Genomic DNA, 18,144 nt, shown 5'->3' on the forward strand with positions numbered 1-18,144 from the left:
CAGTGCATAAGCGTCTCGTCCATCCGCGTCCGCAATGAGTTTGAGCGGCAGCTTGCCAGGAGTGATCTCAGTCATGCGTTCTCGGCGAGTTGATCTTCCCAGTTCCTCGGCACGCGGTCTGCCGGCCCTGGGGTGCTCTGGGATCGTGGGTGGCTTCGCGGAGGCGCGAGGAGAGGACCCTCGAACGCTGTTTGGGTGTGGAAGTCCCAGAACCAGTCCTCGCCCGGTTCGAAACTCTGGATGACTCGATGGCCGCTCGCGTGAGCGTGCTTCGTGGCGTGCTTGTGCAGGGAGTCGTCGCAGCATCCGACGTGTCCGCAGAAAGCGCACCGGCGCAGATGCAGCCACCACGAGCCGATCTTCTCGCAATCCACACACCCCGACCCGGATGGCGGAACGTCCGCTCGGATGAAGTCGCTGACGTCGCTCATGAGTGGTTCTCCTGTCGTCGGTGTGCTGTCGGGATCATGGTGACTGGATTCACGCCGGCACTCAAGCGTGTACTTGGTGCCACGCACTGATTCTGAAGTTGTCCACACGGAAGCTCGCGAACCCCATGACCCATTGGGGCCCGGTTGCGGGGAGGGTGAGACACATTGCGAGTTCGGCGAGAACCACTGGACCCGAGACCGCCAAGCTCACGAGCTCGGTGTGCCAGTCAGTGAATGTGTTTCGGATGTCGCAGATCATCGACACGACGGCGCCGCGCCCGCGAATGATCTCCCGCGCGGAGGGCTGATAGGTGACGTCCTCGGTCAGGAACGCATGAATATCGTGGTCGCTGCCTTCGTTCAAGATGGTGACGAAATCGCGAACGACGAGTTCGATCTCCAGCAACTCGATGGCTGTCAGCGGGCGTTCCCAGTGCTCGTGCATGTCGACCTCTACGCCGTGGTGATCCGGAGTGCAGAGATCCTGTCGCCGCGCGTGGAGAAGGTCAAAGTAGCGGGGCCGTTGTAGCTGTTCCCGTGCACTTGGGTGTGCACGGCAAGGCCGCTTCCGTCCCAGGCGTGCAGGAGGTCCGTGAATTGCACGCGGTTTTCGATGATCCATTTCTCGATCCACAAGGCGATCCCCTGAAACCCCTCGAACAGCATCCCCCACGCATCCACGTCCGCGTCGGGGTGGAAGCATCGGGTGAGAGCGTCCGCGTTCTGGGAGTTTGCGGCATGTAGGGCATCGGTCACCACGGAGGGTACGTGTCCTTCGAGACGACGCACATGCTCGAACGCAGGCGACCCGACTCCCGCGGGGGCCGAACTGTTGGTCTGAGGCCTCATGTCATCACTCGCGGCTTCCCAGCGGGATGACCGTGCGGTGCCAGGTGGCGTTCACTACGGATGCGAAGCAGCCGTAGAGTCCGAGGATTCCCACGACGAAGCCGGTGTACCCGGCGGCACGGGTGATCACGTCCGAGGATGCGTATGCGCCGATGGCGAGGAGGACGAACGCGATGGCTGCGGCGCTGAACAGAACGGTGAGCAGCACGGAGATGCGGGTGCACGGGACGACGAGGAACGCGGTGAAGACGGCCCACAGGATGAGGAAAGTTCCCATCCCCTCTCCGCCTGCATTCTCCTCCATGTCTGGGGTGGTGATGGTCCACCAATACGCGAGCCAGAACGCTCCGTAGGACACGAAGGCAAGTGCGCCGAAGGTGTTCGCCTGCACGAACTCCCAGATGCCGGCGATGATCTGAGCAACCCCGCCGTAGAACAGGCCGAGGCCGAGCACAGCCACAGCGGCGCCGGGGAAGATGCCCGCGTTGGCGAAGCTCAGCAGGAAAGTCGACATCCCGAATGCGCCGAGGCCGAGGGCTGCAGGGTCAGCGATGCCACGAATGACGGGGTGTCGAACGGATGCGACCGGTTTCGGGGCGTCGGTCAGGGGCGGTGCGGTGTGGGTGGCCATGGGTGCTCTCTGTCGGGTATGAGGTGCGGTGGATGGTTGCGACGGTAGGTCTGGGGTGAGATGTGGGACATCCCCCGGCTCACCTGGGGACATCACCTGTCGCCGTCACTCCGGGGAACGAAGGGACGCGAGGACGTCCCCGCGCGGCGCGAAGAACACGGAGCCGGTGAGGGCGGTGGAGAAGTCCAGGAGCCGGTCATGCAGGCCGGGTGGGTCACCAACGAACATCCGCTCCAGCATCTGCTCGATGACCCACAGGTTCCGCGCATAACCGAGGAAGTACGTGCCGAACTCACCGCGACCCGGACTGCCGAACGGCATGTTGTCCCGTTGGATGTCGTGCTCGGTACCGTCTTCGTCTGTGATGGTCGTCAGCGTCTTATGGGATTTCTGGCCCTCGATCGCGTCATCCAGCTCGACACCCTCGAGTTTCGTGCGTCCGATGATGGCTTCTTGTGTTTCCGTGGGGAGATCTCGCCACGCAGCGAGCGGATGAACGTACTTCTGCGTGACCACGTAGGTACCGCCCGCGTGAACCGGATCCTCGTCGCCGACGAGCACCGAAGCTTCGGCGCCCGGCCCCACGGGATTGGCGGTGCCGTCCACGAATCCCAGGAGGTCTCGTCGATCAAAGGAGCGGAACCCGACCGTTTCGTCCTGGACGACGACGGAAGTACCGAGCGCCTCCAGGAGTTGCCGTTCGAGCTCAAAGCAGACGTCCGCACGCTCGGCGCGAATGTGAAACAGCAGGTCGCCGGGCGTCGCCGGAGCGGCGTGCGCGGCACCGGTGACCGGTGTGAACTCTCGCAACTGGTGCGGTGCAGCAAGCCCAGTCAGGTCATGCCAGATTCGGTTTCCGATCCCGACCGTGCAGGTCAACGCTGTCTCGGGAAAACGGAACGTGAGCGCTTTGACTGTGTCGGCAAGACTCGTCAGGACATCTCGCACCCGATCCAGCCCGCCAGAGGTGATTGTGGTGATGAGAAAGACAGCGTTCGCGGTCAACGGCGCCGTCAACGCCTGTACCGCCTCGGTCGTCCCAGCCATAGAAATCCTCGCTCCCACGCGCACGTACCTCGGCGCCTGGAAAAGTGTGAGTCGCCCGGGAAGGTGATGGCATCCGACAGGTGTCGAGCGCGAGCTCGACTTTCTGACGTGGGATATCGGCGGCCGCTTCGGGTGATGTGGCGGACTTGCAGCCGTCGGTACGTTTCCAACGCACACGCTGAGAAAGCCGACACCTAGGGAGCGCGCATGGACACCGCTTTGATTGCACTCGGAGACTACTTCCGGGCACGGCGTGCCGTTATCTCTCCGGAGGATGTCGGTCTCCCCCGCACTCGTGGCCGTCGTGTAGCGGGGCTCCGCCGTGACGAGGTGGCGGAACTGGCAGGGATCAGCAACGACTATTACTTGCGCATCGAACGGGGTCGGGGCGCGCGCCCCTCCGACCAAGTGATTGGGGCTCTCGCGCGCGCCCTTCGGCTGGATGTCGAATCCACCGCATACGCGTTCCGCCTCGTGTCAGGGCAGATGCCCCGCGGAGTCATCCACGACAGTGATACGCCGGATCGAATCGCGCGCACCCTGTCGCAGTGGACGCACACCCCCGCATATGTCTCCGACCCTCACCGCGACATCATCGCCTCGAACCCGCTCGCGACGATCTTCGGAGAAGGCGGGCTCGCGGCCGGCTCGAATCAGGTCAGCGCGCTGTTCAATGAGCGCATGCGGCGGAGTCTTCTCGAATGGGAGCCCATGGCCCGTTCGGCAGTGGCGACGCTGCGGCGTGACGCGCACCCGCAATCGCCACGACTGCGTGAGCTTCTCAGGCAGTTGTCCGTGCACGACGACTTCAGACGCATCTGGGAACGCCACGATGTATCAGGACCGGAAGACGCGACCTTCCGCTTCGTGTTCGAAGGCGTGGGCGAGATCGCCATCGACGCTCAGAACTTCGCCGTTCGCAGTATGCCGGGATATCAGCTGACTGTGTTGTCCGCGCAGCCGGGCGGCCTGGGGGCAAGCCTGTTCGCTCGTCTGGCTGACACGCTGCCCGGCGGAGCGGCCACGACTGCGATGACCGGAGTCGAGCGGTGAGTGCTGACTCAGGGTGGTACAACGCGGACCTGTTACCCGCCAGCGGTCCTTCCGTAGCGTCGTTGGTGTGGCCAGAACAGACTCGAGCAACTACTGAGCATCCTGCGGGAATCCGCCCCGACCTCATCCCGCTCCCTGCGGGGGGCGGGGCAACAAGCCTTCAAGACCTCGTTGATGAACTATCCGATGTCCTCGGTCGTTCGGTCATGATGCAGGACAGCGACTTCCGGCTGGTTGCGGCCAGCGCGCAGGCAGACGACATCGATGAGCTGCAGCTGCGCATACTTCTCACCAGAACGACGCCCCAGGTGGAGCGCGACTGGGCAGAGCAGTGCGGGGTCACACGAACCCGCCATCCCCTCACCGTCGACTTTGCTGACTTCGATGGACACGAACGGTTCATCATCCCGGTATGGGCCGACGACGAGCCGCTCGGCACGATCTGGCTCATCAAAACGGGTTTCCCCCCACTCAAAGAAGATGAGTTCCGCGCCATCGACGCGACTGTCACTGTTGCAAGCTCGCTCCTGCAAGCCAGGTCGGGGGGAACGGCGCGCAATGCCCGCGAACGGGTCTTCCGCTCCCTCCTCGCGGGCGATGCGGCCTCACGTCGCGAGGCGCTTGCTACGGCCGTTCGCAGCCACGGGGTCACCCGTGGACCGGAGACGGTCGTACGCGCCATCACCGTCGCGGAAGACGCACCTGTGATCCAACGCGCGGCGCTCGGCCAGGCGCTGGAGAGCACAGCCCGACAGGCTCTGTTCTTTATCGGCGAGTTGGGAGCAGCGCTCCTCTTCATCGGTCGACACGGGGCCCCGGAGAACATCGATGCGCTCATCACGTCCGAGGCTGACAGAGCTGGCGTCGTCCTCAAAGCGATTGGATCTGCCGCTCTCTCGGCGAATGAGACCGACCTTCTTCCCGTCGTGGGGTGCGCGGTCGCGACCGCAGCAGTCGTAGAGATGCTTCCAGAACTCGGGCTGAGCGCTCACGCGGACAGCGTGGGCCCGTGGCTGTTCCTTGCGGACGTGCTCGTAGATCCGGAGCGTCTGCGGTGGTATTCGCCAGCCGCACACACGCTCATCCACGATCCCGACCCGATGCGCCGTCAGACCGTCGAGGTCCTCCTGGATACCGCCAATCACGTCCGCGCCGTCTGCGAGACCCTCCACATCCACCGCACCACTCTGTACTACCGGCTCGAGAATATGCCTCCCGTAGTGAAAGAGGCCCTGGATAACGGGATGCAGCGCAGTGCCCTGCACCTGGCGTTGAAGCTCGCAACATACTGGGAGAGCGCCGGGCACATTCGGTGAGCTCCGCCCCGCGACGAGAGGTACGTACCGCCAGAGGCGTTGTCAGCTGTCGAAGTCGTCCACGAGCAGCCGCAGAAGGTAGTCCCGGAGGATGCGGGCGTGGTTCACGACCGAAGCGCTGTCCAACCAGACGCACCGGACAAATGTAGAGGCAGCGTCCGACTCCCGCTCGATGCTCGCTTTCGGCCGGAGTCGTTGAATGAGGTCATGACCAACGACCCGAACTGGAAGCTTCCCGAAGTTCCCTCCTTCTCCATCACAAGCCCAGACTTCGTCAACGGTGCGCACCTTCCCATGTGGGTTCGCGGTTCCGCCGGCGGCGGCGAAGACCGGTCGCCTGCCCTGCAGTGGTCGGGCGCTCCCGAAGGCACGCAGAGCTATGTGCTCTCCGTGTTCGACCCGGACGCACCTTCGGGCTCGGGCTTCTGGCACTGGACGCTCATCGACATTCCGCCCGGCGTCACGGCTCTCGTTCGCGGAGCGGGAACCGAAGACGACCTGCTGCCACCGAAAGCAAAGCGTCGCCGCAACGAATACAGCACAGAGATCTTCATCGGCGCCGCCCCGCCCGCCGGTCACGGCCCGCACCGGTACGTCTATACGCTCAGCGCGCTCGACATCCCGACGCTTGAAGTCGCTGCGGACGCGACCCCGGCCATCGTCGGCCTGAGGCTACGACCGCACATCATCGGACGGGCCCAGATTATCGGGTACCAGGAAACAACCACCGACGGAAAGCCGGCATACGGCGAGGACGGAGCGAGCGCATGATCCATCATCTTGTCTCCTGGAAGCTTCGGGAAGATGTCGACCGCGCCGAGTCCATCGGCCGAACCCGTGAGCTGCTCCTTGGACTCGTGGGGATCGTCGACTCGATCCGGTCTATCGACGTCGTCGAGAACGTCGCATTCCCCGAGGTGAATCACGACCTCGCCGTCCTCGCCACCTTCGACGACGTGGCCGGACTCGAGGCTTTCGCGAACAACCCCATCCATCGCGCCGCTGTCGGAGAGATCCACACGTTCATCACCGAGCGTGGCGGTATCGACTGGGAGGAGCCGAACGCGTAGTCTTCATCATTTACTGGACTCCCCGAATCACGCGACACGACGCCGGACCCCGAGCGAGCGCGGCGCCGTGGTGTGACCCGGCTGGCCAGACGGGTCGGAGCACCACCCACCGCATATGATTCGTGAGATGTTGCGCAATCGTCGGCCGAAGGGCATCCACGGTCCTACACGCACCTCTCCCGATTCCGCCACCGTCGGAGGGCTCTCCCCCAGCCTGCGCGTTCTCCTGACGCTCGCGGCCGCAACGGTCGCTCTCGCAGGGGTCTACTTCATCCGTGAGGTGTTCGGACCCGTCGCGCTCGCGATCGTGATCGTGGTGATCTGCGAGCCCCTCCGCCGCCCGCTCGATCGGCGCGGCTGGCCCCGGTGGGCGATCACCACGGCAGTCATCGCTCTCTCCTATCTGATTCTCGTGGCCATGGGGGCACTGCTGTGGCTCGCGGGTACGCAGTTCGCTCGGCTGATCACCGACCTCGTCTCCGAGGGCGGTCTGAACCGAGCCGCAGCTCAGCTCGTCTCAACTCTGCAGTCGCTCGGGCTGGACGCGGAAGCCTCGGATGCCGCAGCTTCGGTGCTCGACCCGGAGACACTGCTCGGGCTCGTTCGCAGCGTCGGCGGCACCGTGCTCAGCGTGGCGACCGCGCTGTTCTTCGTCTGCGCGTACATCATCTTCATGGCCGCCGATGCCGCCCGCTACCGTCAGGCACCCGCGCTCTTCGCAGCGACCAAGGGAGCGACGATCGAGCGCATCGTGCGACTCAACTCCGGCATCCGGAGGTACTACGTCGTGAACGCCACGTTCGGCGCCATCGTCGCGATCATCGACGGGCTCGCACTGTGGTGGATGGGGATCCCGGTTCCCATCGTCTGGGCGATCCTCGCGTTCGTCACGAACTTCATCCCGAACATCGGGTTCATCCTCGGGCTCGTGCCACCGGCCATCCTCGCGTTCGTCGTCGGAGACTGGCCCCTGCTCCTCGGAGTGATCGCGGTCTACTGCGTCGTCAACGTCGTGCTGCAGGTCCTCGTGCAGCCCAAGTTCGTCAGCGACGCGGTCGACCTCAGCCTCACACTGAGCTTCCTCTCGGTGGTCTTCTGGACGTTCATCATCGGACCGCTCGGGGCGATCCTGTCGATTCCGCTCACCCTGCTCGTGCGCACTCTGGTGCTTGAGGGCGACCCGAGCACGACATGGCTTCGATGGCTCTCCGGCGACCGCACCGCGATTCCTCCAGAGGTGGGCCCCTCAGAGGAGAGACCCGACACGCGACCCCGACATCGCCGTTCCGCACGCGGCAGCGCAACAGGCGACCGATAGGCCCCGGCCTCCGTCAGTCAGACGTACCGATCCCCGCCGCTGGATCTGCAGGTGCAGAATCCTCGTCGCGGCGTGTCTTCGCGTTTGCACCCGCACCGGCGCCGAGCGAGATCGTCGAGAGCAGGCCCAGCGACAGGAACCCTGCCGCGGTCCACGCGGCGAAACGTGTGCCGTCGGAGAATGCCGCCTTCGCGTCGTCTGCGATCTCGGCGGTCTCGGGCTGAGCCTCCAGCCCGCTGATCGCCGCGCCGGCGCTGTCGACGACGGACGACACGATCTGGTCACGCTGCTCGACAGGAAGCCCCCGTGCGTCGAGTGAGGATGTGAGTATCCCGGCCGTGCTCGTGAACAGCACCGTGCCCAGGACTGCGACTCCCAGCGCTGCTCCGAGCTGCCGGGAGGTCGATTGCGTCCCCGACGCCGCGCCGCTGTCGTCGACCGGCACGTCGGCGAGCACGACACCCGTCAGCTGCGCCGTGGCGAGGCCGACACCGAGTCCGTAGACGAAGAGGAACGGAATGAGAGGCACCCACGACGCGTCCGGGGCGATGACGAAGCCGACGCCGGCGACGCCGACGATCTCGGCGATGAGTCCTGCTCGCACGACCCACACCGGGGCGATCTTGCCGCTCGCCGCGCCTGCCGCACCGCTGGCGACGAACGACCCGCCGGCGAGGGCGAGCAGCAGCAGGCCCGTCTGCAGCGCGTCGAAACCCAGCACGAACTGCAGCCACAGCGGCAGTGCGAGGATGATGCCGAACTCGCCCAGCGAGACCACGGTGGCGGCGATGTTGCCGTTGCGGAACGACGGGATGGAGAACAGTCGCAGTGCCAGGAGGGTCGACCGTCCGCGGCGTTCCCGGTGCACACCCCATGCGATGAAGGCGACGAGCCCCGCGACGGCCAACGCGAAGGCGAACGGGATCGGAGACACATCCAGCGGCCAGCTCCAGTCGCCGAGTTCGGGGCGCTGGTCGACGAGCCACCAGCCGTACGTGCGCCCCTCGATCAGACCGAACACGAGGCTCGCCATCGTGATCACCGAGAGGATCGCTCCGACGACGTCGATCTTCGACACCCGGTCGCTGCGCGATTCGGCCACCGTGAGCAGCACTCCGACGATGATGATGATCCCCAGTGGAATGTTGATGCCGAAAGCCCAGCGCCAGGAGAACGCGGTCGTCAGCCATCCCCCCAGCAGTGGCCCGACGGCCGCCATTCCGCCGATGGTCGAGCCCCACACCGCAAAGGCGATGCCGCGCTCACGTCCGCGGAAGGTCGCGTTGATGATCGAGAGGGTGGTCGGCAGGATCATCGATCCTCCGACTCCCTGCGCGAGACGGGCGAGGATCAGCATCCCGCCGTCCGGTGCGAACGCGGCGAGTACCGAGGATGCCGCGAAGACGACGACACCGATGATCATCACGCGCCGTCGTCCGAATCGATCCGCCAGGCTGCCGAACACGAGGAGCAATGCGGCGAACACCAGCGTGTAGGCCTCCTGCACCCACTGCACCTCGGTCGAGGTGATGCCCAGGTCGTCTACGATCGCCGGAATCGCCACATTCACGATCGTCGAATCGACGATGATCAGCGAGACGGCGATGCTGATGAAGACCAGGCCCACCCAGCGCAGGCGAATGTAGCGTTCCATGACTACTAGCCTAGCTAGCAATTAGACAGGTGTCACGAAATCTGCTCGCCGACAGCAAGCGAGTATCAGTCGGTCTGCAACTCCGGGGTCGGACGATCGATGATCCTCCGCACGCCACCCCTCGCGAGCATCAGCACGATGATGAGCGCGGTCACCTGGAAGAACCCACCCAGATACACGGCGTCGCCGAAGACCCACGCCACGATCTCGAGCACGAGGAACTTGCTGCCGGGAAGGACGAGCAGCAACGCCCCGACGTTCAGCACTCTGATCCAGTGGCTGTGCGTGCCGCGGATGCGAGCGAATATGCGCTTCTTGACGAAGAGCACCCCTTCGAGCACGACCTTGAGCAGTACCGCCGTGAGGAGGGCGAGCAGGAAGGACTCGGAGATGACCTCGGGGAACAGCTGGATGAAGACGCCGAGCACGACGAGGTAGACGAAGATGTCGACAAGATCGACGGGACGGATCTTCACGGCCTCATCGTAGCGAGGGTCGGGTCGCATTTAGATTGTGCACAATCTAATCGTGTGTAATGCTTGAGAGATGGCCGTGACCGATGAGATGGTGTGCTTCTCGCTGTATTCCGCCGCGCGCGCGACGACGCAGGCCTATCGAGCCCTTCTCGCACCGTGGGGCCTCACCTACCCGCAGTATCTCGTGCTCGCGATCCTCTGGATGGAGGGCGAGCAGACCATCGGCTCGCTGGGCGACGCCATGCAGCTCGATTCGGGCACCCTCTCCCCTCTCGTCCGCCGCCTCGAGCAGGCGGGCTATGTGAGCCGAGCCCGCAGCTCGGCCGATGAGCGTGTCGTCACCGTCGTGCTGACCGAGGCGGGCACGGCATTGCGCTCTGAGGTCGCTCCGGTCCACACCACCATCGCCGCGCTCGCCGGCATGCACGACGACGACCAGCGTCACCGTCTGATCGCCGAGCTGCAGGAGCTCACGGAGCGACTGCAGAAGACTGCGGCCGCGCCCTCCGCGCGCGCACCGCGCGCCGACTGACCACAACCCGGAAGGAATCCACACCAATGGACGCTCTCTACACAGCCGAGGCACTCGCCACAGGAGCCGGACGCGCCGGCCGCGTCGCCACGAGCGAAGGCAACCTCGAGCTCGACCTCGCCATCCCGAAGGAGATGGGCGGCAGCGGCGACGGGGCCAACCCCGAGCAGCTGTTCGCCGCCGGCTACGCCGCGTGCTTCCACTCGGCGCTGCAGTCGGTAGCCCGCACACAGAAGGTGAAGATCACCGACTCGTCGGTCGGCGCCCGTGTGCAGATCGGATCCAACGGCGAGGGTGGTTTCGGACTCGCCGTGCAGCTCGAGGTCGTCATCCCCGACCTCCCCCACGAGCAGGCTCAGGCGCTCGCGGACGCCGCACACAAGGTGTGCCCCTATTCCAACGCGACCCGCGGCAACATCGACGTCGAGATCACCGTCACCGACGACTGATCCACCCATAACATCCCCTACGACCGATCCCACAAGGAGACACAATGCGCGCACTCACCCATGACACCTTCGGCGATCCCGAACAGGTTCTGACCGTCACCGAACGCCCCACCCCCGAGCCCGGTCCGGGTCAGGTCCGGCTGAAGATCGTGCTGTCGCCGATCCACAACCACGACCTCTGGACCATTCGCGGCACATACGGCTTCAAGCCCGAGTTGCCGGCGGCATCCGGTACCGAGGCTCTCGGCATCGTCGACGCTCTCGGTGAGGGCGTCGACAACCTGACCGTCGGCCAGCGCGTCGCCTCAGGCGGCACGTTCGGCGCCTGGGCGGAGTACGTGATCGCGAACGCCGCGGGGCTCATCCCGGTTCCCGAGTCGCTCAGCGACGAGAGCGCGGCGCAGCTCGTCTCGATGCCGTTCAGCACCGTGAGCCTGCTGCATTTCCTGGGGGCGGAGAAGGGCGACTGGATCGTCCAGAACGCGGCGAACGGTGCCGTCGGACGCATGCTCGCCCAGCTCGGCGCAGCCCGCGGCGTGAACGTCATCGGCCTCGTGCGCCGCTCGGCCGGTGTCGACGAACTCCGCGAACAGGGCATCGAGAACGTGGTCTCGACCGACCACGACGGCTGGCGAGAGCAGGTCGCCGAGATCACCGGCGGCGCGCACATCGCCTACGGGATCGACTCGGTCGGCGGTTCGTCGGCGGGCGACGTGCTGTCGCTCCTCGGCGAGGGCGGAACCCTCGTCGCATTCGGAGCCATGAACTCCCCCACGATGGAGATCGCCTCCGGAGATGTCATCTTCAAGCAGGCGACCGTCAAGGGCTTCTGGGGCAGCAAGGTCATTCAGACGATGGATGCCGCTACGCGCGGCGCCCTGTTCGGCGAGCTCTTCCAGCGTGTCGGCGACGGCACGCTGACGTTGCCGGTGGCCGGCGTCTTCGACGCCGCAGACGCGGCTGACGCCGTGCGAGCGAGCAACACCGCCGGCCGCGTGGGCAAGGTCCTTCTGAAGTTCTGAGCACCCGACGCCTGACCGCCCCCGTCAGATTCGTCCTCTGACGGGGGTGCGATCCGCCGCGTCGCCACCCTCCGGCATCGCCATCTCAGCGCGCACGCCGAGAAGTCGCACCTCCCGGTCGTGATCGAGCGTGGCGCCGAGTGCGAGAGCCGCAGCGACGACCTCAGCGCGCTCGGCCGTCGGCTGCGGCAGCTTGCGACCGAACGTCTTGGTCTCGAACGGCGCGTATCGCACCTTGAGATGCACGCGGACGACCGGGCGTGCCTCGGCGGCACAGTCGTCGAAGGCCTGCCCTGCCAGCTCGGTGAGCGCTGTCTGCACCTCCGCGGTCGTCGTGAGGTTGTGCTGAAAAGTCGTCTCCCGGCTGTGGCTGCGCGCCACCCAGGGCGTGTCGTCGACCACGCTCGGTCCGAGGCCCGAGCCGAGATCGCGGTACCAGACACCCATACGCGGACCGAACTCCGTGACGAGCTGATCCTGGTCCGAGTCGGCGAGCTCGCGTACCGTCATGATGCCGTGCGCGGCGAGCCGCTTCTGCACCTTCGGACCCACACCCCAGAGGTCTCGCGTGGGCTTGTCGCCCATGACCTCGAACCAGTTGTCGGCGGTGAGCCGGAACATGCCGCGAGGCTTGCCGAACTCGGTGGCGATCTTGGCGCGCACCTTGTTGTCGCCGATGCCGACCGAACAGTGCAGGCCGGTCGACTCGAGCACCGCGGTCTGAGCGATCGTCGCGACCCTCTCGGGGTCATCCGTCGTGACGCCGAGGAAGCACTCGTCCCAGCCGATGACCTCGAGCACCACGCCCGGCAGCTCGCGCAGCGTCGACATCACCTCGGTCGATGCCGACTCATAGGCTTCGTGGTCGACCGGCAGGAAGACCGCGTCGTCGGGCGCCTTGCGTGCCGCGATCTTCAATGGCATCCCGGATCCGATGCCGAACTCGCGAGCCTCGTACGAGGCCGTCGACACGACAGCTCGCTCCGTCGGGTCTCCCCTGCCGCCCACGATCACCGGCAGTCCCGCGAGCTCGGGTCTGCGCAGCACCTCGACCGCAGCGATGAACTGGTCCATGTCCACGTGCAGAACCCAGTCGCTCATGCATCGAGTGTGGCCCGTGTCACCCGCGAAGTCACCCCTCGAACACGATCAGCGCGGAGATCAGCCGATCGACACACCGATCGCCGTCGCGATGATGGCGAGCAGCGGCAGGGTGCCCTGCATCGCGGCCGCACGCAGCTTGGTGCGGTCGGAGAGCACGAGCACCAGCGCTGCGGCGAGCATCATTCCCGTGCCTGCGAAGACCAGCGTCAGTCCGACCGTCGTGAGGCCGATGATCACGAAGCCGACGCCGAGCAGTGCGGTGAGAGCCAGGAACAGGTTGTAGAAGCCCTGATTGAAGGCGAGGGCCTTCATGGTGACGGCATCCGCCTCGCTGGCGACGCCGAAGATCTTCCTCGTCTCGGGTTCGGTCCACTTGAGCGATTCGAGCGCGAAGATGAAGACGTGGAACGCGGCAGCGGCCGCGGCGAGGACGAGTCCGACGATGAGCATGACTCGATCGTATCGGCGCGCGGCCCGGTCAGATCAGGAAGATCGGCAGCAGCCCGGGGTTGTGCGCGTGCACGAGCACGGCGAAGACGACCGCATCGAACAGCAGGTGCACGGTCACGACATAGGCCAGCGAGTGTGTCCGCATGAAGATGAACCCCTGCAGGAGCGCGAACGGGATGGTGAGCAGCGGGCCCCACTCGCGGTAGCCCAGCTCCCAGAGGAAGGACACGAACACGATCATCTGCAGGACGTTGGCGAGGGCATCGGGAAAGTGCCGGCGCAGCAGCGCGAAGACGGTGCAGATGAAGAACAGCTCGTCCCAGATGCCGACGGCCCCGACACCGACGAACAGCCGAGCGATGAGGTCGGGCGAATCGACGACCGGCCAGTTCTGGTAGACGCCGCTCGTGATGAAGTAGAACGGCAGGATCAGCCAGCCGAGCACCAGCACAGCCACCAGCCACCCCCACTGCAGGCGTCCCCATCGCTTGTGGGCACGCCAGGGGAAGCTGATCGCGCGGTCTCGGAAGACGAAGCGCGAGACGACGTACGGCACTGCGACCGCGCCGCCGAGAGCGAGCGTGAACCGCAGCATCGCGAGGTTGTCGAGCTCCGCGGCCAGCGGGATGACGCTCACGATGAGCATTCCCAAGGCGATCAGCGAGAGGTCCCGGGTGAGCGAGGGCTGACGGCTCACACCGATCACGCGAGCGCTTCCACGCCGCGCGCCGACGCTCACCGTCTGATCCGGAGACGAGGGCAGACGCCGTTCGACGAACCAGGCTGCGCCGACACCCAGCGCGAGCAGCACCCAACCGAGCCAGGCGATCTGCGCCACGAAGAACGCCGGTGCCGCAAGGCACACGAGCAGCGCAGGCACGACAGCGGGCCAGGTCGCCGACGTGCGCTGAGTGTCGATCACGCGCGCGACTTCCGCCGATACACAAGGTCGCGGATGTCGCGCCCCTTGGCGATGCCCTTGCGTTCGAAGGCCGTCATGACGCGTCCGTCGAACCGCTCCGCCCAGTCGCCGTCGAACGCACGCTCGAACAGGGGCTCGGCATCCAGCACCTCGCGCATCTGCAGGGCGTAGTCCTCCCAGTCGGTCGCGAGTCGGAGGAGACCCCCGTCGCGAAGCGCGCGGGCCGCGGTGTCGCCGAACCCCTGGCGGACGAGCCGTCGCTTGGTGTGCTTCTTCTTGTGCCACGGGTCGGGGAAGAAGATCCAGACCTCGGCGGCCGCGGCCTCGGGCAGATACGACGAGAGCACCTCCGGCGCATTCGCCTCGACCACACGCACGTTGCGAGCGCCCTCGCGGTCGGCATCGAGCATCGTCCTGGCGAGCCCGGCGCGGAAGACCTCGACGGCGAGGAAGTCGTCATCGGGGCGCGACGATGCGGCGGCGACGATCGCGTGCCCCTGACCGGAGCCGATCTCGACGTACAGATCGGCCTCGCGCCCGTATTCGACGGTCGGGTCGAGCCTCGCTTCAGGGTGCACCGAGGTCCAGGCGACATCGCGGGGGACGTCCAGAAGGTAGTGCGGTCCGAGCTCTTCGAAGGCGCGCTCCTGGGCGTCGGACATGCGACCGCTGCGGCGCACGAAGGAGACCGGTTCGTCGCGGAAGGTGCGGGGTTCGGGCATGCTTCCAGGGTAGTCGGCGGTGATCAGCGCCACGGACCGCGGATCAGGGCGCGGGCGCGGTCACGAAGTCGATCAGCTCCTCGACACGACCGAGGAGCGCGGGCTCGAGGTCGCGATACGTGTGCACCTTCGACAGGATGTGCTGCCAGGCTCGACCGGTGTCGCCCTGCGTCTCATAGGGCCAGCCGAACGCCCGGCAGATTCCCGTCTTCCAATCGGTCCCTCGAGGGATCTCGGGCCACTTCGCGATGCCCAGGGCTCGAGGGGTGACGCACTGCCAGACGTCGACGAAGGGATGTCCGACGATCCGCACGTGCTTCCCGTGCGGACCTCGGGCCACGGCATCCGCGAGACGCGACTCCTTCGAACCGGGCACGAGATGATCCACCAGAACGCCGTAGCGGCGCGATGCGCTGGGCGGCTCTGCGGCGAGCAGCTCATCGAGCAGATCGACTCCCTGCAGGAACTCGACGACCACGCCCTCGACCCGCAGGTCTGCTCCCCACACCTTCTCGACGAGCTCGGCGTCGTGTTTTCCCTCCACCAGGATGCGGCTGGGCAGCGCGACCCTGGCCCGCTGATCGGCGGCCACGAAGGATCCGGATGCCGTGCGTCGGAGCACCTGCTCCTTCGCCGCGGGAACCGTGAGGCGCACCGGCGATCCGTCGATCAGGAACCCGCCGCCGAGAGGGAAGAGTCGCTTGCGCCCGACCCGATCCTCGAGCTCGACGTTGCCACCCTGCACTCGCGTGACCGCTCCGCAGAATCCGTCCTGCGCGACCTCGACGACGAGATCGAGCTCGGCGGCAACCTGCGGCACCGGCTTCGCCGCGCGCTCCCGCCAGCCAGCCGCGAGCACATCCGATCCGTACCTGTCGTCCATGCCATCCAGCGTATGTGTCTCCGCTGAGGGCGAACGGCTATCCCCGCCCGGAAGCTGTCGCGTGTCGGCCTCAGTGCATAGACTCGTGCCATGGGGCTCGGCTGCCGGTCGGAGGGAACACGATGAAGACACGGTGGCTGGCGCTGGCCGCACTGACCGCAGCAGCGGCCGCGGGGGCGTTCTCCGTCTCGGCCGCATCCGCGACCGATCCGGTCACGCTCGACTCGGGGTACGTGACCGATGACGCCGAAGCCCTCAGTGCGAGTGAGGAGGATGCCGTCGAGGCCCGCCTCCAGACGCTCAGCGACAACTCCTCGTCCGACCTCTTCGTCGTCCTCGTCGACGACTTCACCTCGCCGTCCGACAGCGTCGCCTGGGCCGACACCGTCGCAGAGAACAACAACCTGGGATCCGAGCAGTATCTCCTCGCCATCGCGGTGGACGGACGCAGCTACTACATCTCAGCCGCGCCCGACGGCCCGCTCAGCGACAGCAAGCTCGACGATGTCGAAGACAAGATACTGAGCCTCGCCGCACAGGAGGACTGGGAGGGCATGATCGTCCTCGCCGCCGACGAGATCGAGGGCGACGGCGGGGCGGGTGCTCTGCGAGCCACGTTGATCGTGGTCGCGGTCATCGCGCTCGGTCTCATCGTGTGGCTCGTCATCGCGCTCGTCCGCCGCTCCCGTCGGAACGCCGAGATCCGCAGGCGCGGCGCCATGCCCGAGAAGCCCGATCCGAACGATCCGTTCTCGACTCTGACCGACGAGCAGGTGCAGACGCAGGCGGGTGCTGCCCTCGTGCAGGCCGACGATGCGATCACCTCGAGCCGCGAGGAACTCGGCTTCGCCGTCGCGCAGTTCGGCGAAGCGGCCACCTCGGCGTTCACCGGCGCCGTCGAGACCGCCAAGGCCAAGATGTCGGAGGCGTTCGATCTCAAGCAGAAGCTCGACGACGAGATCGAGGACACCGTCCACGACCGTCGCGCCTGGCACATCCGCATCATCCAGATCTGCGAAGAGATCGACGACGTCCTCGATGAGAACACCGAGGCGTTCGACGCTCTTCGCAAGCTCGAGCAGAACGCCCCCCAGGAGCTCGAGCGGGTCAAGGGCGAGCGGGCCGCGCTCGCACCTGTCCTCGCCGGCGCGGCCTCTGCGCTCTCGGCTCTCGCCGACACCTACGACCCCGCGGCTCTGTCGACTGTCGCCGACAACCCGGCGCAGGCCCAGGAGCGCGCGCTGCTCGCAGACCGTTCGATCGAGGCCGCCGCACAGGCGATCGCCGCGGGCAGATCGGGCGAGGCGGCCTTCGCTATCCGCACGGCCGAGCAGTCAGTCGCCCAGGCAGCTCAGCTGGCGCAGGCGATCACCGCACTCGGCGCCGAGCTGACGAACATCGAAGCGCAGGCACAGGCCCTGGTGGCCGAGCTGCAGGCAGACATCGCCGCCGCCCAGCAGCTGCCCGACTCCGGCGGAGCGATCTCCTCGGTCGCCGCGGGCACTGCCCAGCAGTTGCAGCAGGCCCGGGCCGGCCTCGCTGGAACATCACGCAGCCCCCAGCGGGTGCTCGACGCCCTCACCGCAGCGAATGCGCAGATCGATGCCGCCATCGCCCAAGGCACGCAGGCCGTCGAGCGCGCCCGCCGAACGCAGCAGATGCTCGAGCAGACGCTGACCCAGGCGGGCTCCGAGATCCGCGCGACCCGTGAGTACATCGAGACGCGCCGCGGCACCGTCGGGTCGACTGCACGCACTCGGCTGTCGCAGGCCGAAGCCTCCCTCACCCAGGCACTGAACCTGCGCGCATCCGACCCCGAAGCGGCGCTCACCGAAGCCGGCCGCTCGCTCGACCTCGTCCGGCAGGCCACCTCGTCTGCTCAGGCCGACGTCGAGGCGATGAACCCGAACCGGTACCAGAACAACGGCTGGGGCGGTGGGGGCGGCAGCATCTTCGGCGGATCCGCCTCGGGCGGCTCCGGCCTCGGAGGCGACATCCTCGGCGGCATCATCGGTGGGCTGCTCTCGGGTGGCGGAGGCGGCGGTGGCTCCTCCCGCAGCAGCAGCTGGCGCTCCAGCGGAGGCGGCGGATTCCGCAGCTCCGGTTTCGGCGGAGGCGGCGGCAGCCGCTCCAGCGGCCGCAGCGGCCGTTCGGGAGGGCGACGCTTCTGAACCGCACACACATCGACCCCAGACATCGAGTCCGACCCTCTGAA

The 18,144-nt window shown here is 66.5% G+C and carries 21 protein-coding genes and 1 pseudogene; 10 read left to right on the top strand and 12 right to left on the bottom strand.

Annotated features, from left to right (window positions below; genetic code table 11):
* Window positions 1–71 precede the first annotated feature (71 nt).
* The 5 genes from ACLKOY_RS04570 to ACLKOY_RS04590 form a co-directional block, all read right to left on the bottom strand.
* A complete protein-coding gene (locus ACLKOY_RS04570) occupies window positions 72–431 on the bottom strand; it encodes a UBP-type zinc finger domain-containing protein (protein ID WP_436452616.1) in 360 nt (119 codons plus the stop codon).
* 61 nt (window positions 432–492) lie between these two features.
* Window positions 493–876, bottom strand: coding sequence for a nuclear transport factor 2 family protein (locus ACLKOY_RS04575; RefSeq protein WP_436452617.1), 384 nt, complete (start codon window positions 874–876; stop codon window positions 493–495).
* A gap of 8 nt (window positions 877–884) precedes the next feature.
* Window positions 885–1,187 (bottom strand): hypothetical protein, encoded by a 303-nt coding sequence (locus ACLKOY_RS04580; RefSeq protein WP_436452618.1) that lies wholly within the window; start codon window positions 1,185–1,187, stop codon window positions 885–887.
* A gap of 97 nt (window positions 1,188–1,284) precedes the next feature.
* Window positions 1,285–1,911 (bottom strand): acetate uptake transporter, encoded by a 627-nt coding sequence (locus ACLKOY_RS04585; RefSeq protein WP_436452619.1) that lies wholly within the window; start codon window positions 1,909–1,911, stop codon window positions 1,285–1,287.
* A gap of 105 nt (window positions 1,912–2,016) precedes the next feature.
* A complete protein-coding gene (locus ACLKOY_RS04590; protein WP_436452620.1) occupies window positions 2,017–2,958 on the bottom strand; it encodes a Dyp-type peroxidase in 942 nt (313 codons plus the stop codon).
* Window positions 2,959–3,165: 207 nt separating this feature from the next.
* On the opposite strand from ACLKOY_RS04590, the pseudogene ACLKOY_RS04595 reads away from it, so the two are divergent.
* From ACLKOY_RS04595 to ACLKOY_RS04620, 6 genes and pseudogenes are all read left to right on the top strand, one after another.
* Window positions 3,166–3,402 (top strand): annotated as a pseudogene (locus ACLKOY_RS04595) (helix-turn-helix domain-containing protein); the annotation flags it as partial.
* 42 nt (window positions 3,403–3,444) lie between these two features.
* Complete coding sequence (locus tag ACLKOY_RS04600; RefSeq protein WP_436454090.1) at window positions 3,445–4,011, top strand: MmyB family transcriptional regulator; 567 nt, start codon at window positions 3,445–3,447, stop codon at window positions 4,009–4,011.
* Window positions 4,012–4,217: 206 nt separating this feature from the next.
* The gene (locus ACLKOY_RS04605) at window positions 4,218–5,327 is read left to right on the top strand and encodes a PucR family transcriptional regulator (RefSeq protein WP_436452621.1); all 1,110 of its coding nucleotides are present in this window, start codon (window positions 4,218–4,220) and stop codon (window positions 5,325–5,327) included.
* A gap of 207 nt (window positions 5,328–5,534) precedes the next feature.
* The gene (locus ACLKOY_RS04610) at window positions 5,535–6,098 is read left to right on the top strand and encodes a YbhB/YbcL family Raf kinase inhibitor-like protein (protein ID WP_436452622.1); all 564 of its coding nucleotides are present in this window, start codon (window positions 5,535–5,537) and stop codon (window positions 6,096–6,098) included.
* Complete coding sequence (locus tag ACLKOY_RS04615) at window positions 6,095–6,397, top strand: Dabb family protein (RefSeq protein ID WP_436452623.1); 303 nt, start codon at window positions 6,095–6,097, stop codon at window positions 6,395–6,397. Before ACLKOY_RS04610 ends, ACLKOY_RS04615 begins: the two co-directional genes overlap by 4 nt.
* Window positions 6,398–6,524: 127 nt before the next feature.
* On the top strand, window positions 6,525–7,715 hold the full coding sequence (locus tag ACLKOY_RS04620) for an AI-2E family transporter (RefSeq protein WP_436452624.1): 1,191 nt from the start codon (window positions 6,525–6,527) through the stop codon (window positions 7,713–7,715).
* 13 nt (window positions 7,716–7,728) lie between these two features.
* On the opposite strand, the gene ACLKOY_RS04625 is transcribed toward ACLKOY_RS04620, so the two are convergent.
* Both ACLKOY_RS04625 and ACLKOY_RS04630 read right to left on the bottom strand, forming a co-directional pair.
* Window positions 7,729–9,369, bottom strand: a complete 1,641-nt coding sequence (locus ACLKOY_RS04625; RefSeq protein ID WP_436452625.1) for an MFS transporter — start codon at window positions 9,367–9,369, stop codon at window positions 7,729–7,731.
* Window positions 9,370–9,434: 65 nt separating this feature from the next.
* Entirely contained in the window at window positions 9,435–9,845 is a 411-nt protein-coding gene (locus ACLKOY_RS04630) for a hypothetical protein (RefSeq protein WP_436452626.1), read from the bottom strand.
* 70 nt (window positions 9,846–9,915) lie between these two features.
* Here ACLKOY_RS04630 and ACLKOY_RS04635 point away from each other — a divergent pair, with 70 nt between their 5' ends.
* From ACLKOY_RS04635 to ACLKOY_RS04645, 3 genes are read left to right on the top strand one after another with little or no spacing between them, the layout of a single operon-like run.
* On the top strand, window positions 9,916–10,377 hold the full coding sequence (locus ACLKOY_RS04635) for a MarR family winged helix-turn-helix transcriptional regulator (protein ID WP_436452627.1): 462 nt from the start codon (window positions 9,916–9,918) through the stop codon (window positions 10,375–10,377).
* Between the two features lie 26 nt (window positions 10,378–10,403).
* Entirely contained in the window at window positions 10,404–10,826 is a 423-nt protein-coding gene (locus ACLKOY_RS04640) for an organic hydroperoxide resistance protein (protein WP_290160135.1), read from the top strand.
* 44 nt (window positions 10,827–10,870) lie between these two features.
* Window positions 10,871–11,848 (top strand): zinc-binding dehydrogenase, encoded by a 978-nt coding sequence (locus tag ACLKOY_RS04645; RefSeq protein WP_436452628.1) that lies wholly within the window; start codon window positions 10,871–10,873, stop codon window positions 11,846–11,848.
* Between the two features lie 24 nt (window positions 11,849–11,872).
* Here the strand turns inward: ACLKOY_RS04645 and ACLKOY_RS04650 are convergent, their stop codons facing one another.
* Genes ACLKOY_RS04650 through ACLKOY_RS04670 form a run of 5 tightly spaced genes read right to left on the bottom strand, consistent with a single transcriptional unit; the run spans window position 11,873 to window position 15,929 of the window.
* The gene (locus tag ACLKOY_RS04650; protein ID WP_436452629.1) at window positions 11,873–12,949 is read right to left on the bottom strand and encodes a DNA polymerase IV; all 1,077 of its coding nucleotides are present in this window, start codon (window positions 12,947–12,949) and stop codon (window positions 11,873–11,875) included.
* A gap of 60 nt (window positions 12,950–13,009) precedes the next feature.
* The gene (locus tag ACLKOY_RS04655) at window positions 13,010–13,402 is read right to left on the bottom strand and encodes a DUF1304 domain-containing protein (RefSeq protein ID WP_436452630.1); all 393 of its coding nucleotides are present in this window, start codon (window positions 13,400–13,402) and stop codon (window positions 13,010–13,012) included.
* A 28-nt stretch (window positions 13,403–13,430) separates the two neighbouring features.
* A complete protein-coding gene (locus ACLKOY_RS04660; RefSeq protein WP_436452631.1) occupies window positions 13,431–14,324 on the bottom strand; it encodes a CPBP family intramembrane glutamic endopeptidase in 894 nt (297 codons plus the stop codon).
* Complete coding sequence (gene trmB / locus ACLKOY_RS04665; protein ID WP_363571010.1) at window positions 14,321–15,046, bottom strand: tRNA (guanosine(46)-N7)-methyltransferase TrmB; 726 nt, start codon at window positions 15,044–15,046, stop codon at window positions 14,321–14,323. The genes ACLKOY_RS04660 and trmB overlap by 4 nt, the downstream gene beginning before the upstream one ends.
* A gap of 43 nt (window positions 15,047–15,089) precedes the next feature.
* Window positions 15,090–15,929, bottom strand: coding sequence for a DUF3097 domain-containing protein (locus ACLKOY_RS04670; RefSeq protein WP_436452632.1), 840 nt, complete (start codon window positions 15,927–15,929; stop codon window positions 15,090–15,092).
* A 122-nt stretch (window positions 15,930–16,051) separates the two neighbouring features.
* Here ACLKOY_RS04670 and ACLKOY_RS04675 point away from each other — a divergent pair, with 122 nt between their 5' ends.
* Entirely contained in the window at window positions 16,052–18,100 is a 2,049-nt protein-coding gene (locus ACLKOY_RS04675; protein ID WP_436452633.1) for a TPM domain-containing protein, read from the top strand.
* Window positions 18,101–18,144 lie beyond the last annotated feature (44 nt).

Origin of the sequence: Microbacterium sp. K2 (genome assembly GCF_051365005.1) — a bacterium.
Taxonomy (GTDB): domain Bacteria; phylum Actinomycetota; class Actinomycetes; order Actinomycetales; family Microbacteriaceae; genus Microbacterium; species Microbacterium foliorum_B.

Bases quoted from the DNA above. Each gene is read 5' to 3' on its own strand.
- ACLKOY_RS04570 (WP_436452616.1), bottom strand. From the start codon at position 431: ATGAGCGACGTCAGCGACTTCATCCGAGCGGACGTTCCGCCATCCGGG.
- ACLKOY_RS04575 (WP_436452617.1), bottom strand. From the start codon at position 876: ATGCACGAGCACTGGGAACGCCCGCTGACAGCCATCGAGTTGCTGGAG.
- ACLKOY_RS04585 (WP_436452619.1), bottom strand. From the start codon at position 1,911: ATGGCCACCCACACCGCACCGCCCCTGACCGACGCCCCGAAACCGGTC.
- ACLKOY_RS04590 (WP_436452620.1), bottom strand. From the start codon at position 2,958: ATGGCTGGGACGACCGAGGCGGTACAGGCGTTGACGGCGCCGTTGACC.
- ACLKOY_RS04600 (WP_436454090.1), top strand. From the start codon at position 3,445: ATGCCCCGCGGAGTCATCCACGACAGTGATACGCCGGATCGAATCGCG.
- ACLKOY_RS04605 (WP_436452621.1), top strand. From the start codon at position 4,218: ATGATGCAGGACAGCGACTTCCGGCTGGTTGCGGCCAGCGCGCAGGCA.
- ACLKOY_RS04610 (WP_436452622.1), top strand. From the start codon at position 5,535: ATGACCAACGACCCGAACTGGAAGCTTCCCGAAGTTCCCTCCTTCTCC.
- ACLKOY_RS04615 (WP_436452623.1), top strand. From the start codon at position 6,095: ATGATCCATCATCTTGTCTCCTGGAAGCTTCGGGAAGATGTCGACCGC.
- ACLKOY_RS04620 (WP_436452624.1), top strand. From the start codon at position 6,525: ATGTTGCGCAATCGTCGGCCGAAGGGCATCCACGGTCCTACACGCACC.
- ACLKOY_RS04625 (WP_436452625.1), bottom strand. From the start codon at position 9,369: ATGGAACGCTACATTCGCCTGCGCTGGGTGGGCCTGGTCTTCATCAGC.
- ACLKOY_RS04635 (WP_436452627.1), top strand. From the start codon at position 9,916: ATGGCCGTGACCGATGAGATGGTGTGCTTCTCGCTGTATTCCGCCGCG.
- ACLKOY_RS04640 (WP_290160135.1), top strand. From the start codon at position 10,404: ATGGACGCTCTCTACACAGCCGAGGCACTCGCCACAGGAGCCGGACGC.
- ACLKOY_RS04645 (WP_436452628.1), top strand. From the start codon at position 10,871: ATGCGCGCACTCACCCATGACACCTTCGGCGATCCCGAACAGGTTCTG.
- ACLKOY_RS04650 (WP_436452629.1), bottom strand. From the start codon at position 12,949: ATGAGCGACTGGGTTCTGCACGTGGACATGGACCAGTTCATCGCTGCG.
- ACLKOY_RS04655 (WP_436452630.1), bottom strand. From the start codon at position 13,402: ATGCTCATCGTCGGACTCGTCCTCGCCGCGGCCGCTGCCGCGTTCCAC.
- trmB (WP_363571010.1), bottom strand. From the start codon at position 15,046: ATGCCCGAACCCCGCACCTTCCGCGACGAACCGGTCTCCTTCGTGCGC.
- ACLKOY_RS04670 (WP_436452632.1), bottom strand. From the start codon at position 15,929: ATGGACGACAGGTACGGATCGGATGTGCTCGCGGCTGGCTGGCGGGAG.
- ACLKOY_RS04675 (WP_436452633.1), top strand. From the start codon at position 16,052: ATGAAGACACGGTGGCTGGCGCTGGCCGCACTGACCGCAGCAGCGGCC.